The sequence below is a fragment of the Streptomyces sp. NPDC091416 genome (genome assembly GCF_044756845.1).
In the GTDB taxonomy this organism is placed as follows: domain Bacteria; phylum Actinomycetota; class Actinomycetes; order Streptomycetales; family Streptomycetaceae; genus Streptomyces.
The window spans coordinates 192,275-207,613 of the sequence record NZ_JBIVTU010000012.1 but is presented as its reverse complement, the minus strand read 5'-3'; the positions used below and the strand labels follow the sequence as shown (position 1 = coordinate 207,613).

The following is a 15,339-nucleotide window of genomic DNA, read 5'->3' as shown; positions in this document are numbered from 1 at the left end:
GTGAGCAATTCGCAGGGCAGCCACCGTGCAGCACGCGGGAGAGGGCGTACGGCGCCGTCCGGGACGCGCGGGCCCGCCACCGTCGTCGTGCCGGGCCCGTCCCCCGTACCGCCGCACGAGGCGCTGACGCTCGCCGCGTGGCCCCGGCACCCCCCGACCGTCGTGGACCTCCCGACCGGCGGTCCGGCCCGCTCCGCGCAGGCCGGCGGGGGCCCGTACGGTCCGGGCCGCACCGCGCAGGACCCCACGGTCACCGCGCTCCCCGTGCCGGCCCCCGGCGGCCGGTCCGCGGCGCGGCGCGGCGCCCGGCGGCGACGGGTGACCGTCGGGCCCGAGCAGCTGCGCCGCCTGGTGCCGCAGGCCCTCGTGGTCGCGTTCCTGGCGGGCGGGACCACCGCGTTCGTCGCCGAGGACAAGGCGGTGACGCTGGACGTCGACGGGCAGCCCCGCACCCTGCACACCTTCGCGGACGACGTCGGTGAACTCCTCGCCGAACAGGGCGTCGACGCCGGTGACGGCACGGCGGTGTCGCCGGCCCCCGCCGCCCGCCTCGGCGACGGGGACGTGGTCACGGTCGGCGGCCCGCGCCCGGTGACGCTCACGCTCGACGGGGTCCGGCGCCGCGTCTGGACCTCCGAGCCCACCGTCGGCGCCGCGCTGCGCCGCCTCGGCGTGCGGGCCGACGGCGCCTACCTCTCCGTCCCCCGGGCCGCCCCGATCGGGCGCACCGGGCTGACGCTGGACGTGCGCACCGAGCGCACCGTCACCGTGATGGCCGACGGCCGCGAGCACACCGTCCGCACCAACGCCGCCACCGTCCGCGAGGCCGTCGCCCGGGCCGGTGTCGTGCTGCACGGCGAGGACACCACGTCCGTGGCCCCGGACAGCTTCCCCCGCGAGGGCCAGACGGTCTCCGTCCTCCGGATCGCAACGACCAGGGTGGTGCGCGAGGAACTGCTGCCGTACGCCGTGGAACGGTCCGGGGACGGGACCCTGGCCGCCGGCACCGAAGTGGTCGAGCGGGAGGGCCGGGACGGTTCGCGCCGGGTCATGTACGCCCTGCGGACCGTCAACGGCGTCCAGCAGAAGCCCCGGGTGCTGGCCACCGAGGTCGTACGGGAACCCGTCAGCCAGGTCGTGAAGGCAGGCACCGGCCCGCGTGCGGCCGGGACGGCCGGCTGGGGATCGCGGGGTCCGGCACGCGCGAACGGCCCTGGCGACAGCCCGTACGCTTAACAGGTGAGCACCACAGAGCCCGACGCCCTCCTGGGCCCCGCAGAAATCCGCGAGCTGGCCGCGACGCTGGGCGTGCGCCCCACGAAGCAGCGCGGTCAGAACTTCGTCATCGACGCCAACACGGTCCGCCGTATCGTGCGCACCGCGGAGGTCCGCCCGGACGACGTGGTGGTGGAGGTCGGCCCCGGTCTCGGCTCGCTGACCCTGGCGCTGCTGGAGGCGGCCGACCGGGTCGTCGCGGTCGAGATCGACGACGTGCTGGCGGCCGCCCTGCCGGCCACGGTCGCCGCCCGGATGCCGGAGCGCGCCGACCGCTTCGACCTGGTCCACTCGGACGCGATGCTCGTACGGGAACTGCCGGGCCCGCCGCCGACCGCGCTGGTCGCCAACCTTCCGTACAACGTCGCCGTGCCCGTGCTGCTCACCATGCTCGACCGCTTCCCCAGCATCGAGCGGACCCTGGTCATGGTGCAGGCCGAGGTCGCCGACCGGCTGGCCGCCAGGCCCGGCAACAAGGTCTACGGCGTGCCGTCGGTGAAGGCCAACTGGTACACCGACGTCAAGCGCGCCGGCTCCATCGGCCGCAAGGTCTTCTGGCCCGCGCCGAACGTCGACTCCGGGCTGGTGTCACTGGTCCGCCGGACCGAGCCCGTCGCCACCACGGCGAGCAAGGCCGAGGTCTTCGCGGTCGTCGACGCCGCCTTCGCCCAGCGCCGCAAGACCCTGCGCGCCGCCCTGGCCGGCTGGGCGGGCTCCGCCCCCGCCGCCGAGGCGGCCCTGGTCGCGGCCGGGATCTCGCCGCAGGCCCGCGGCGAGGCCCTCACCGTCGAGGAGTTCGCCGCCATCGCCGAGAACAAGTCGGAGCCCACCGCATGAGCGCGAGCGTCACCGTCCGGGTACCCGCCAAGGTCAACGTGCAGCTCGCCGTCGGCGCCGCGCGCCCCGACGGCTTCCACGACCTCGCCAACGTCTTCCTCGCCGTCGGCCTGTACGACGAGGTCACCGCCACCCCGGCCGACCGGCTGAGCGTCACCTGCTCGGGCCCGGACGCCGCCCAGGTACCGCTGGACGCCTCCAACCTCGCCGCCCGCGCCGCGACGGCGCTCGCCGGGCGGTACGGCATCGCACCCGATGTCCACCTCCACATCGCCAAGGACATCCCCGTCGCGGGCGGCATGGCCGGCGGCAGCGCGGACGCGGCCGGGGCGCTGCTGGCGTGCGACGCGCTCTGGTCCACCGGCGCCTCGCGCGAGGAGCTCCTGGAGATCTGCGCCGAGCTGGGCAGCGATGTGCCGTTCAGCCTGGTCGGCGGGGCGGCCCTCGGGGTCGGCCGCGGTGAGCAGCTCACCCCGGTCGAGGTCGGCGGCACCTTCCACTGGGTCTTCGCGGTCGCCGACGGCGGCCTCTCCACCCCGGCCGTCTACCGCGAGTTCGACCGGCTCACGGAGGGCACGCACGTGCCCGAACCCGTCGTGTCCGCCCGGCTGCTGGACGCCCTGCGGACCGGCGACACCGCCGCCCTCGCCGGAGTCCTCAGCAACGACCTCCAGGCCCCGGCCCTGTCGCTGCGGCCCTCGCTGGCCCACACCCTGGCCGCGGGCACCGTCGCCGGCGCACGGGCCGCGCTGGTCTCGGGCTCCGGGCCGACCACCGCGTTCCTCACCGAGGACGAGGCGACGGCCCGCGCCATCGCCGACGCGCTGCTCGCCTCGGGGACCTGCCGCACCGCCCGGATCGCGTCGTCACCGGCGCCGGGGGCGGCGATTCAGCGGCCGTAGGCCATCGATCGCCGTCAGCACGGTCACGGTCCGCACGGCTGCCTCTCCGGGGCTGCACAGGACGCTGTCCGTGCAGGTGGGTGGCGTACGGCGCTCCGGCGAGGGCAACGGCGCTCCGTGTACGGCCTCAGCCGAGCCGCACGCTCCGTTTCGCCAGCTCGAAGGCCGGCAGCATGCCCTTGTGCTCCGCCGCGTCCAGCCCGCCCAGATGCACCACGACCGGCCCGTCCGGGGTGGCGACGGCGAAGGCGCGGTTCGGGCGCGACTCGTCCAGGAGGTCGTCGTGGATCGTGTAGCTGGCCTCGGTCACGGACAGCTTCCCGGCCGTGGTCTGCGTGTACGTGATCTTCGAGGGGTTGGTGTCGGCCTTCACGAAGGCCTCCAGGGCCTGGCGCGCCGTGCTCGCTCCGTCGTCGCCCTGCCACACCCGGAGGAACCCGATGTGCCCGGCGGGCTTCGCGTCGATCTCGCAGACCAGGGTGACCGGGCCCTGGACGCCCAGCTCGGCGAAGTCCGAGCCCGGCTCGCCGGCGGCCACGGACTCCGCCGTCCAGTGCTGTGCCGTGTCGAGGACGACGGGCAGCTTGCACACGGAGCCCGGGCCCCCGACCGTGCCGCCCTTGGCCGCGGACGCCTCCGCCGTCGCCTTCGTCCCCGACGGGCCGCCGCCCGGCTTCGTGTCCGACTGCGCGACCTCGCCGGACCCCGACGAGCAGCCGGTCAGCACCGCGGCTGCCAGCAGGACGGGCGCCAGCCCGCGAACCGTACGTCGTGTCATGAAGTTCCCCACCCCGGGTCTCACCCGGGGACCGGCCCCGGGCCTTGATCAATTCGGGCAAGGTACCGCACCGGGGTGTCCGCGGGAGCGCCCCGCCCGGCACCGCCCGTACAGGTGAGCGGGCGCTCGTCAGGAGACCGACGCCATGGCGACTACGCTGAAGGTCAGTGTTTCTCCTTCGAGCTGGAGCGTTCGTGGCCGTCAACCTCGTCAATGTCGAGCAGGTCAGCAAGGTGTACGGCACCCGTGCGCTGCTCGACGGTGTGTCCCTCGGCGTGTCCGAAGGCGACCGGATCGGTGTCGTCGGCCGTAACGGGGACGGAAAGACGACCCTCATCCGGATGCTCGCCAAGCTGGAGGAGGCGGACACCGGCCGGGTCACCCACAACGGCGGACTGCGTCTCGGCGTCCTGACCCAGCACGATTCGCTGGACCCGAAGGCCACGATCCGCCACGAGGTCATCGGCGATCTCGCCGACCACGAGTGGGCGGGCAGCGCCAAGATCCGTGACGTCCTGACCGGGCTCTTCGGCGGTCTCGAACTGGCCGGCTTCGAGCAGGGCCTGGACACCGTCATCGCCCCGCTCTCCGGCGGTGAGCGCCGCCGGATCGCGCTGGCCAAGCTCCTCATCGCCGAGCAGGACCTGATCGTCCTCGACGAGCCGACCAACCACCTCGACGTCGAGGGCATCTCCTGGCTCGCCGGACATCTGCGCGCCCGCCGCTCGGCGCTGGTCTGCGTCACCCACGACCGGTGGTTCCTCGACCAGGTCTGCACCCGCATGTGGGACGTCCAGCGCGGCACGGTCCACGAGTACGAGGGCGGCTACAGCGACTACGTCTTCGCCCGGGCCGAACGCGAGCGGATCGCCGCCACCGAGGAGGGCAAGCGGCAGAACCTGATGCGCAAGGAGCTGGCCTGGCTGCGGCGCGGCGCCCCCGCCCGTACGTCCAAGCCGCGCTACCGCATCGAGGCCGCCAACGAACTGATCGCCGACGTGCCGCCGCCGCGCGACACCAGCGCGCTGATGAAGTTCGCCAACGCCCGGCTCGGCAAGACCGTCTTCGAGCTGGAGGACGTCACCGTCCAGGCCGGCCCCAAGACGCTGCTCACCCACCTCACCTGGCAGCTCGGTCCCGGCGACCGGATCGGCCTGGTCGGGGTCAACGGCGCGGGCAAGACCTCACTGCTGCGGGCGCTGGAACAGGCCGCCCGCACGCAGGGCGATGCGCAGCCCGCGGCCGGGAAGATCGTCGTCGGCAAGACCGTCAAGCTGGCCTACCTGTCCCAGGAGGTCGCGGAGCTCAACCCGAACCTGCGGGTGCTGGAGGCCGTGCAGCAGGTGCGCGACCGGGTCGACCTCGGCAAGGGCCGGGAGATGACCGCGGGCCAGCTCTGCGAGCAGTTCGGCTTCTCGAAGGAGAAGCAGTGGACGCCCGTCGGCGACCTGTCCGGCGGTGAGCGGCGCCGGCTGCAGATCCTGCGGCTGCTGATGGACGAGCCGAACGTCCTCTTCCTCGACGAGCCCACCAACGACCTCGACATCGAGACCCTGACCCAGCTGGAGGACCTCCTCGACGGCTGGCCCGGCTCGATGATCGTGATCTCGCACGACCGGTTCTTCATCGAGCGGACCACGGACAAGGTGCTGGCTCTCCTCGGCGACAAGTCGCTGCGGATGCTGCCACGCGGCATCGACGAGTACCTGGAGCGCAGGACGCAGCGGGCGGCGGAAGCCACCCCGGCGAGCGCACCCGCCGCGGCCTCCCGGGCCGCCGCCCCGGCGCCGGGCGTCTCGCCGCAGGAGGCACGCGCGGCGAAGAAGGAACTCCAGAAGGTCGAGCGGCAGCTCGACAAGATGTCGACCCGCGAGACGACGCTGCACGCCCAGATCGCCGACAACGCCACGGACTTCGAGAAGGTCGCGAAGCTCGACGCCGAACTGCGCGAACTCGTCGCGGAACGCGATGTGCTGGAGATGCGCTGGCTGGAGCTGGCCGAGGACGCCTGAGCGGCCCCCGTCCCGGAGCGCCTTGCCGCGCGGCCCGTGCAACTGCCGTGACCGGCCTGTGCAACTGCCGTGACCGGTGTGGCCGATGGGGTCTGTGGGGCGGGTGGTACAAAGAAACCTTGCCCGGCGCACACCGGCCGGACCACCGCGCACCACAGGCACCGACGGAACGACAACGGAACAGGGGGACGGGCCGATGAGCCAGCCGCCCGGACAGCAGCCGCCGCAGGGTGGGTTCGGAGCTCCTTACGACCCGCCGCCCGGGTCGTATCCGCCACCGGCCGCCCCGCAGCAGCCGGCCGGTCCGTACGGCGCTCAGCCCGCCCCGCAGCAGCCGGCCGGTCCCTACGGTGCTCAGCCCGGCCCGTACGGCAACCAGCCCGGCCCGTACAACCAGCCGCCGCAGGGCTTCGGTTACGGCTACCCGCCCCAGCAGCCGCAACCGGGCCACGCCTACCCGACGCAGCCTCCGACGCAGCCCCCGCCGCCCGGCGGACCGCGGGGCGGCGGCCGGTTCCGCGGCCGGACCGGGATGCTCCTCGGCGGCCTGCTCGCGGTGGTGCTCCTGGCCGGCGGCATCTGGCTCGCCACCGGCGACGACGGGAAGCCCACGGCGAACGGCGGCCACAGCTCCGCGCCGCCGTCCCCCGCGCCGACCCTGGACCAGGGCGACGGCAAGGGCGACACCGACGACGACGGTACGGTCACCCCCCGCGAGGAGGCAGCCGAGATCAACGCGGCGCGCAAGCCGGGCGAGGCGAAGCTCCTCTGGCTCCGCAAGAGCGGCGTCGATCTGCCGGAGGGCGGCGAGGACGTCTACGGCCCCTGGTTCGCGGGCGACACCGTCGTCACGGCCATGTACCAGCACATCACCGGCTATTCGGTCGCCGACGGCACGCTCAAGTGGAACCTGCGGCTGCCCACCCACGTGTGCGCGGCGCCCACGCAGCCCACGGCCGACGGCAAGATCGTCCTGGGCATCAAGGCGAGCACCGCCAGCGACGCCTCCTGCGAGAACCTGCAGATGGTCGACCTGAGCACCGGCAAGCTCGGCTGGCGCAAGGCGTACGTCCGCGACGGTGCCTGGGACGGGCTCTCCGACCTCGCGATGTCGGTCAACGGCGACACCGTGACCGTGGGGCGCACCAGCAGGACCGATGCGTTCCGGGTCAGCGACGGCAAGGTGCTGTTCGGGAAGCTGCCCGGCAACTGCCAGCCGTTCGGCTTCGCCAGCGGGCCCGTGGCGATCGCCGCGGCGAGCTGCCAGACCGCCGCGGACGACCACAAGGAACACCAGGTGCAGCGGATCGACCCCGCCACCGGCAAGGTGCAGTGGACGTACAAGGTGAAGAAGGGCTGGCAGGTCGAGCAGATCTACTCCGCCGACCCCGTCGTCATCTCGCTCACGCAGGGGGCGGAGAAGGAGAAGTGGGGTGTCCTCGTGCTCAACGCCGACGGCACCTACCGCACCCAGCTCTCCGGCGGACCGGGCAACTTCCTGCGCAAGTGCGACAAGGACCGGCGCGTCCAGGGTTCCAACCTGGACAGCTGCGTCGGGGTGGCCGCCGGTGCGAACACGTTCTACATGGCGACCGGGGCCGTCGACCTCAAGGCCGGCGACGGCAACAAGGTCGCCGCCTTCGACCTGACCACCGGAAAGTTCAAGTGGGCCATCAGCTCTCCGGTGGCCCAGCCCCTCACCCCGCTGCGCACCGACGGCGGCAAGCTGCTGATGTATCTCGCGGCGGCCAAGAACAAGGGCGGCGGCATCGCCTCCGTCCCGTCCACCGGCGGTGCCTGGCAGATGGTCCTGCGGCACCCGGCGGCGGCCGCCGTCGTCGAGCGCGCCTTCTACGAAGTGCACGTCGCGTACGTGGACGGGCGCAGCTTCCTTACGCATTCGAGGATCAGCGGGATGGACGACGAGGAGATCGAGACGCGCTCGGTCGCCGCCTTCGGCAACTGACCTGCCGCAGCTGACGGCGGATTAGGCGTAACGACGGCATCACGGGGCGGTTCTCCCTTGGGAACAGGGGTGGACCGAACCGGAGCCGATGCCGGGCCGGGTGGTACAAAGAAGCCCCGCTCGACTGACGTAACACTGCGGGATCCATGCCCGATTCGCTCCATTTCGCTGGAAATCCGGGGAGTCTTCGCCGACTTCCGGGGCCCCGGCGCGATCGCGGGGGAGTCCGGACCGGGCACCGGACCGCATGAAGGGGGACGCGCTGATGACCCAGCCGCCCAGCCAGCAACCGCCGCAGGGAGGCTTCGGCGCTCCGCAGGATCCGCCGCAGGGAGTTCCTCAGCCGCCCCAGGGCCCGCCGCAGACCCCGCCGCCCGCGCAGCCGCCCCAGGCGCCGGCCGGCCCGGCGGGTTACGGCTACCCCCAGCAGCCGCCCACGGCCGGTTACGGCTACCCCCAGCAGTCCGGCCCGTACGCGCAGCAGCCCGGCCCCTACGGCGCGCCGCAGCAGCCCGGCCCGTACGGCGCGCAGCAGACGGGCCCGTACGGCCAGCCGCAGCAGCCCGGTTACGGCTACCCGCAGCAGCAGTACCCCGGCGCACCGGCCCCCGCCGGGCCGACGGGGCCCGGCGGGCGCAACCCGTTCAAGGGCAAGCCCGCCGTGATCATCGCGGCTGCGGTCGCCGCGCTCCTGGTCGTCGGCGGCGGTGTCTTCCTGCTGTCGGGCGGGGACGACGACGACAAGAAGCCCGTGGCGAAGAAGAGCGGCGAGGTCCAGAAGCCGACTGCCTCGCCCACCGTCGACGAGGGCGACGGCGACGGAACCGGCCGTGAGGGCAGCGACGACCTGAACGGCGCGCGCCAGCCCGGCGAGGCGAAGGTCCTCTGGCTCCAGAAGAACGACGTCGACCTGCCCCGCAACGGCGCGGACGTGTACGGGCCGTGGATCGTCGGCGACACCATCGTCAAGGGCATGTACCGCACGGTCTCCGGCTACTCGGTGGCCGACGGCAAGCAGAAGTGGACGCTGAAGCTGCCCGCGGACATCTGCGCCGCCCCGGCGCAGACCACCACGGACGGCAGGATCGTCATCGGGGTCAAGAACGGCACGTCCGACAAGGCCGACTGCTCCGACCTCCAGCTGATCGACCTCAACACCGGTAAGGCGGGCTGGAAGAAGCCGGTCAAGAGCAGCGGGCTCTTCGACCTGATGTCGGACATCTCCCTCGCCATCAGCGGCAACACCGTGACGGTCGGCCGCACCGGCGCCTCCAACGCGTTCCGGGTGAGCGACGGCAAGGAGCTGTTCGGCAAGCGCACCGGCATCTGCCAGCCGTTCGCCTTCGCCGGCGGCGCCAAGCTGATCGCCGCCACCAATTGCCGTACCGACGACCTCGACAACCCGCAGCAGCAGATCGAGCAGCTCGACCCGTCCACCGGCAAGCCCCGGTGGACCTACAAGCCCGCACGTGGCTGGGAGGTCGACAAGGTCTACTCGGTGAGTCCTCTCATCGTGTCGCTGACCAAGGGCAGCGGCGACAGCAAGAAGTGGAGCATCCTCGCGCTCCGGGAGAACGGCACGCTCCGCTCCCAGATCATCAGCGACAAGGGCGACAAGTTCGCCCCGGACTGCGGTGGCGGGTTCGCCGTCTTCGGCCAGCGCCTCGACGGCTGCACCGGCGTCGCGGCCGACGCCAACACCTTCTACATGGCGACGCAGGACGACACCAGCGGTACCGGCCGCAACAACCAGGTCGTCGCGTTCAACCTGAACACCGGCAGGACCAAGTGGAAGGCGAAGGCCCCGGCCGAGCAGACCATGAAGCCGCTGCGGATGGAGGGCGCCGACGTGCTCCTCTACGTGGACGCCGGCTACAACAAGGGCGGCGGGATCGCCACCCTGGCCCCCTCCGGCGGCACCCCGAGGATGGTGCTCCAGCACCCGGCGTCGACGGCACAGATCGAGAGCTCCTTCTGGGACGAGGACGTGCTCTACGCGGGCGGCCGTTCGTTCATCGTCAGCGGGCGGATCAGTGCGAGCAATGACGAAGAGGAACTGGAGACGAAGACCATGATGGCCTTCGGCAAGTAACAGCTCCCCACGGCACCCGAAGGAACACCACCGGTCGAGGGCGGCGGCAGACCCGTCCGCGACCGGATCCGGCCCACCGACCGATTCCCCCTTCTCCAGAGGTACGCAACGCCATGACGCAGCCGCCCCAGCCGCCGCCCAACGACCCGCCCCAGGGCGGGTTCGGCGCGCCCCAGGATCCGCCGCCCGGTGGTTTCGGCGCGCCCCAGGATCCGCCGCCCGGTGGTTTCGGCGCTCCGACGCCGCCGCCCGCCGACCCGTTCGGCAAGCAGCCGGCGACCCCGCCGCCCCCGGCCCCCGGCGGCTACGGCACCCCGCCGCCCGCGGGCCCGCCGCAGCAGCAGCCCGGTTACGGCTACCCGCAGGGCCAGCCGCCGCAGCCCGGTTACGGATTCCCGCAGACGCCCCCGCAGGGCCAGCCGCAGCAGGGGTACGGCTTCCCGCAGGGCCAGCCGCCGCAGCAGGGCTACGGCTACCCGACCACCCCGATGCAGCAGCCGTACGCGCCGCAGCAGCCCGGCGGCAACGGGCCGAAGAAGTTCTCCAGCCAGGCCCAGATCATCGTCGCCGCGGCGGTCGCCGTGGTGCTGATCGTCGGCGCCGGTGTCTGGTTCGCCTCCAGTGGCGGCGACGACGACAAGAAGAAGGACGAGGCGGTCAGCTCCGCCGGCACCACCGGTGAGAACAAGGGCGGTTCGGGCAGCAGCAGTGGCATCGGCGGCGGCGGCAAGGAGAAGGCCCCGGCCGACACCAAGGCCCGCGTCGGCTTCCAGCTCCCGCAGCCCAAGGTCACCGATGTCACCACGGTCTCCGGCTCCTGGCTGACCGACAAGGCGTACGTGAAGACGGGCGTCAACGAGATCGTCGGCTACGACCCGGCCAAGGGCACCAAGCTCTGGTCGATCCCGCTGGACGGCCAGGTGTGCGCCACCTCCCGGCACATGAGCAAGGACTTCAAGACGGCCATCGTCTTCGAGGAGGCCAAGCGGTCCGCGGCCAACAAGTACCCCAGCTGCAACCAGGTGGGCGCCCTCGACCTGAACACCGGCAAGCTCATGTGGAACAAGCCGGTCACCGCCTCCACCGGCGGTGACCGCCCGGTCCGGTTCGACGAGGTCACGCTCAGCGGCAGCACGGTCGCCGCGGGCGGCACCGAGGGCGGCGCGGCCTTCGACCTGAACACCGGCGCCGAGCGCTGGAAGCCGAAGGTCAGCACCGACGGCTGCTACGACAAGGGGTACGGCGGCGGCGACGCACTCGCCGTGGTCCGCAAGTGCGGGACGTACGACGACCCGCAGCTCATCATCCAGGCCCTGAACCCGACGTCGGGCGCCCCGCTCTCCTCGTACAAGATGCCGACCGGTGTCGAGTACGCGAGCATCGTCTCCACCAAGCCCCTGGTCGTCGCCGCCGACGTCGGCGACACCGCCGGTGACGGCAGCGGCATCTCGGACTTCTTCTCCATCGACGCGGCCAGCGGCAAGCTGCTCACCCGGATCGCGGCGGACGGCGAGAAGTACGCGGCGAGCTGCCGCGCCACGAAGGTCGAGAGCTGCCAGCACCTCGCCGTGGGCAACAACCGCATCTACGTGCCCACCGAGGAGCACGAGGGCACCGGGGAGTACGGCAACACGAACGAGATCGTGTCGTTCGACCTGACCACCGGCAAGCCGACCAGCGACCGGGCCGACGCCGGCGACCGCTACTCGATGTTCCCGGTCCGCATGGACGGCGGCAACCTGATCGCGTACAAGGAGCCCCCCTACGACAAGGGCGGCCAGATCGTCTCCATCGACGGCGCGACCTTCAAGTCGACCGTGCTGATGGACAACCCGGGCGACGAGTCCGTCCGGGACGCGGAGACCAGCTTCTCCCCGGACTACGCCGAGTACATCTACGGCGGCGGCAAGCTGTTCATCTCGGAGACGATGGTCAGCAAGCCGCGGGAGAGTTCGCTGGGCGACAAGGAGTACCTCGTCGTCTCGTTCAGCACGAACTGACCCCAGGACATGCGTGAGGGGGTGGAGCCGGGCCGGCTCCACCCCCTCACGCATGCCTCACCCGTGCCGGGTCAGGAGTTGCTGCTGTCGTCGTAGGCCGGGTGCATGATGCCCGACGACACGCACTTCAGGATCGTGGTGCCCTCCATCTGGCACAGCTCGATCCGTGCCGTACTGATCCAGCCACCGGGGTTGGCGTAGCTGGTCGCGCCCCACGCGGTTCCTGCGCCGGTGGAGACGCGGTGGATCGGGAAGTAGTGGGTGCCGGCGTCGCCGGTGGTGATCAGCCGTACGCCCACCGAGTGGCCGTCGGCGGCCTTGTCCTTCACGTACAGGTAGAGCGGGTCGAGCTTGTACGGATTCAGCCGCCAGGCCGCCTGTACCTCGGCGTATCCCCACGTCGTGGAGACGTCCTCGCCCGTGACGTTGGAGGCGGCGGCGGCCGTCCCGGTGAACGCGGGCCCCGCCAGCACGGCGCACGTGGCGGCAGAGACGAGCAGAGTCTTCTTGAGACGCAAGATTCCCCCAGAAAGTGATCCGGATAGGTCGGCAGGAAGATTACAACAGTCAGTATCCGGCCATGATGAGCCATCAACTCGCCCTCAAAGCACCCGAAGTCGGCTATCTCGATCCTTCTGCCCGCCAATGCGCCCGCCGCCTCGAACAAGCGTGTAACTTGCCGGGTCTGTAGAGGGCCGGGGGGCCTGCCGGTGAGAGGGGGAGCGCCCGATGGGTGTGCGGCTCATGGTGATCGACGACCATCGACTGCTCGCGGAGGCACTCGCCTCGGCACTGAAACTGCGCGGCCACCGCGTGCTCGCCGCCGCCGCGCCCACCGCCGGGGCGGCGGAACTGGTCGTCAGCAGGGCTCCGGAGATCTGCCTGTTCGGCACGGCGGCACCCGCCGAACCGGGCACCTTCGACCCGGTCGTCAGGATCAGGCGCGAGCGCCCGCAGACCGCCGTGGTGGTCCTCGGCCCCGTGCCCAGTCCGCGCGGCATCGCGGCGGCGTTCGCGGCCGGCGCCGCGGGGTACGTCCGGCACGACGAACGCATCGAAGGCGTCGAGCGGGCGATGGCCAAGGTGCGCGCCGGCGAGGCGGCGATCGCGCCTCAGCTGCTCCAGGGCGCCTTCGCCGAGCTGCTCAACCCGGCGGCGCAGCCGGACGACGAGGGCCGGCGGCTGCTGCAGGTGCTCACCCCGCGCGAGGTCGAGGTCCTGGTCCGGGTCGCCGAGGGCGAGGACACCCGGCTGATCGCGGCCGGTATGCGGATCGCGCCCAGCACGGCCCGTACCCATGTGCAGCGTGTGCTGATGAAACTGGGCGTCGGCTCCCGGCTGGAGGCGGCGGCGCTCGCCGCCCGTACCGGCCTGCTGGACCGGGCGGCGCTGGAGACGCCGCAGGGGCCGGACACCGTCGGCTGACGGTGTCCGGCCCCTGCCCCATCTGCTGAGCGCGCGTCAGTTACCCGGCGTCTGCGTGGTGTCCGGCGCGGCGGCCGGCGGCTGGACCGGGCGCAGCTTCATCCAGCCCAGGAAGAACAGCCCCAGGGCCAGCATGGCGATACCGGTCCACAGGTTGATGTGGACGCCCTCGGCCTTCTTCAGGTCCGCGTCGGACGGGCTGATCCCGGCGATGGTGACGATGACCCCGTAGACCACGAAGAGACCGCCGATGATCGTCCGGATGTCGAACAGCCGGGCCGCCGTGGCGGACTTCTTCTCCAGATCGGAGACTTCCTTGTGCAGGTCGGACATGGTGGGTGACTCCGATCAGAACGAGTAGGGGACGTAGCACAGGGCGGCGAGCACGATCGCGCCCCAGCCCAGCAGCGCGGGCCTGCGGTACCAGGCGTCGTCGCCCTCCTCGGGCAGCTCGTCGGCCTCCGGCGACTCGGTTCCGTAGACCAGACCGGCCAGTTCGGCCTCCGGCTTGGGGGCCGTGAACAGGGTGACGGCGACCATGACGACCGCGCCGGCGACGAATCCGACGATCGCGGAGACGAAGTTGGCGCCCTGGTCGGTGGGGATGTCGATGACACCCTGCTTGTAGATCACGAAGTAGTTGACCATCGCGGCGGTGGTGCCCGCCAGCAGGCCCCAGACACCGGACTTCATCGAGGCGCGCTTCCAGAACATGCCGATGATGAACACCACGAACAGCGGCACGTTGAAGAAGGAGAAGAGCGTCTGGAGGTAGCTCATGATGTTGGAGAAGCTGGAGGCGATGAACGCCGTGCCGATGGAGGCCAGCACCCCGATCACCGTGATCTTGCGGCCGAAGCCCAGGTAGTACGCGTCCGACCGGTCCTTCTTCACGTACCGCGCCCAGATGTCCGTGGTGAACACGGTGTTGAACGAGGAGACGTTGGCGGCCATGCCCGCCATGAACGCGGCCAGCAGACCCGTCACCGCGATGCCGAGCACACCGTTGGGCAGCAGTTCCCGCATCAGCAGCGGGATCGCGTCGTTGTAGGTCGTGTCCGAGCCGGCGGCGCCGATGTTCGGCACGACCACGGCGGCGACCAGGCCCGGGATCATCACGAGGAACACGATGAAGATCTTCGGGAACGCGGCGATCAGCGGGGTGCGCTGGGCGGCGGAGAGGTTCTTCGCGGACAGGGCGCGCTGCACCTCGGCGAAGTTCGTCGTCCAGTAGCCGAACGAGAGCACGAAGCCCAGGCCGAGGACGATCGTCAGCCAGTTGGCGCCCAGCGGGTTGGCGTCACCGATGCCGGTGCCGCCCCAGGCGGTCATGAAGTTCGCACCGTGGCTGGACTCCAGCGAGTCGCTCAGTCCGTCCCAGCCGCCGACGCGCTTGAGGCCCAGCAGGGTCAGCGGGATCAGCGCGGCGAGGATGACGAAGAACTGCAGGACCTCGTTGTAGATCGCGGAGGAGAGCCCGCCGATGGTGATGTAGATCAGGACGAAGAGGCCCGCGACCACGATCGCGACCCACTGCGGCCAGCCGAGGAGCGCCTCCACGACGATCGACAGGGCGTACAGGTTGACGCCCGCGATCAGCACGGCCGAGAAGGCGAAGAGTATGGAGCTGAGCAGATGTGCCGACCTGTCGAAGCGGTGCAGCAGGAACTCCGGTACGGAGCGCACCTTCGACCGGTAGTAGAAGGGCATCATCACGAGGCCCAGGAAGACCATGGCCGGGATGGCGCCGATCCAGTACCAGTGGACGACCGCGACGCCGTACTGCGCGCCGGTCGCCGCCATGCCGAGGATCTCCGTGGCGCCGAGATTCGCCGCGACGAAGGCCAGGCCGGTCACCCATGCGGGCAGTGACCGTCCGGACAGGAAGAAGTCGAGGCTCGTCCTCACGCTCCTTCGAGCGGCGAAGCCGATGCCGAGTACGACGACGAAGTAGATCGCCAGGATCGTGTAGTCGAGCCCGTTCGTGGGGAGCCGGAGCCCTGCAGCCAGATATTGCATGTGGGGGTACTCGCTTCGTTGCGCGAACTGAAC

General features: G+C 71.5%; 12 protein-coding genes. 8 read left to right on the top strand and 4 right to left on the bottom strand.

The features are described 5' to 3' along the window. The 3 genes from ACIQMX_RS31185 to ACIQMX_RS31175 are packed head-to-tail and all read left to right on the top strand — an operon-like array spanning position 1 to position 3,014. Positions 1 to 1,236, top strand: coding sequence for a ubiquitin-like domain-containing protein (locus ACIQMX_RS31185; protein WP_402483061.1), 1,236 nt, complete (start codon positions 1 to 3; stop codon positions 1,234 to 1,236). 3 nt (positions 1,237 to 1,239) lie between these two features. Next, positions 1,240 to 2,112 carry a 16S rRNA (adenine(1518)-N(6)/adenine(1519)-N(6))-dimethyltransferase RsmA gene (gene rsmA, locus ACIQMX_RS31180; RefSeq protein ID WP_363067316.1) on the top strand — a complete coding sequence of 291 codons (873 nt, stop codon included), beginning with the start codon at positions 1,240 to 1,242 and terminating at the stop codon, positions 2,110 to 2,112. Continuing rightward, entirely contained in the window at positions 2,109 to 3,014 is a 906-nt protein-coding gene (locus tag ACIQMX_RS31175) for a 4-(cytidine 5'-diphospho)-2-C-methyl-D-erythritol kinase (protein WP_363067318.1), read from the top strand. The genes rsmA and ACIQMX_RS31175 overlap by 4 nt, the downstream gene beginning before the upstream one ends. A 127-nt stretch (positions 3,015 to 3,141) precedes the next feature. Here ACIQMX_RS31175 and ACIQMX_RS31170 read toward each other — a convergent pair whose 3' ends face one another. Then, positions 3,142 to 3,792, bottom strand: coding sequence for a lipoprotein (locus ACIQMX_RS31170; RefSeq protein WP_363067320.1), 651 nt, complete (start codon positions 3,790 to 3,792; stop codon positions 3,142 to 3,144). A 194-nt stretch (positions 3,793 to 3,986) separates the two neighbouring features. On the opposite strand from ACIQMX_RS31170, the gene ACIQMX_RS31165 reads away from it, so the two are divergent. The 4 genes from ACIQMX_RS31165 (at position 3,987) to ACIQMX_RS31150 (ending at position 11,862) form a co-directional block, all read left to right on the top strand. After that, positions 3,987 to 5,804: an ABC-F family ATP-binding cassette domain-containing protein gene (locus tag ACIQMX_RS31165; protein WP_363067322.1), complete on the top strand. Its 1,818-nt coding sequence runs from the start codon at positions 3,987 to 3,989 to the stop codon at positions 5,802 to 5,804. A gap of 196 nt (positions 5,805 to 6,000) precedes the next feature. Beyond that, entirely contained in the window at positions 6,001 to 7,770 is a 1,770-nt protein-coding gene (locus tag ACIQMX_RS31160) for a PQQ-binding-like beta-propeller repeat protein (RefSeq protein ID WP_402483057.1), read from the top strand. Between the two features lie 265 nt (positions 7,771 to 8,035). Continuing rightward, the gene (locus ACIQMX_RS31155; RefSeq protein WP_402483055.1) at positions 8,036 to 9,862 is read left to right on the top strand and encodes a PQQ-binding-like beta-propeller repeat protein; all 1,827 of its coding nucleotides are present in this window, start codon (positions 8,036 to 8,038) and stop codon (positions 9,860 to 9,862) included. Positions 9,863 to 9,975: 113 nt separating this feature from the next. Continuing rightward, positions 9,976 to 11,862, top strand: coding sequence for a PQQ-binding-like beta-propeller repeat protein (locus ACIQMX_RS31150; protein ID WP_363067328.1), 1,887 nt, complete (start codon positions 9,976 to 9,978; stop codon positions 11,860 to 11,862). 71 nt (positions 11,863 to 11,933) lie between these two features. Here the strand turns inward: ACIQMX_RS31150 and ACIQMX_RS31145 are convergent, their stop codons facing one another. Further along, positions 11,934 to 12,380, bottom strand: coding sequence for a hypothetical protein (locus ACIQMX_RS31145; RefSeq protein ID WP_363067330.1), 447 nt, complete (start codon positions 12,378 to 12,380; stop codon positions 11,934 to 11,936). A 211-nt stretch (positions 12,381 to 12,591) separates the two neighbouring features. Between ACIQMX_RS31145 and ACIQMX_RS31140 the strand changes: the two genes are divergently transcribed. Continuing rightward, positions 12,592 to 13,287, top strand: a complete 696-nt coding sequence (locus ACIQMX_RS31140) for a LuxR C-terminal-related transcriptional regulator (RefSeq protein WP_363067332.1) — start codon at positions 12,592 to 12,594, stop codon at positions 13,285 to 13,287. A gap of 36 nt (positions 13,288 to 13,323) precedes the next feature. Here ACIQMX_RS31140 and ACIQMX_RS31135 read toward each other — a convergent pair whose 3' ends face one another. Then, entirely contained in the window at positions 13,324 to 13,620 is a 297-nt protein-coding gene (locus tag ACIQMX_RS31135; protein ID WP_363067334.1) for a hypothetical protein, read from the bottom strand. A gap of 15 nt (positions 13,621 to 13,635) precedes the next feature. Further along, positions 13,636 to 15,306: a sodium:solute symporter family protein gene (locus ACIQMX_RS31130; protein ID WP_363067336.1), complete on the bottom strand. Its 1,671-nt coding sequence runs from the start codon at positions 15,304 to 15,306 to the stop codon at positions 13,636 to 13,638. Positions 15,307 to 15,339 lie beyond the last annotated feature (33 nt).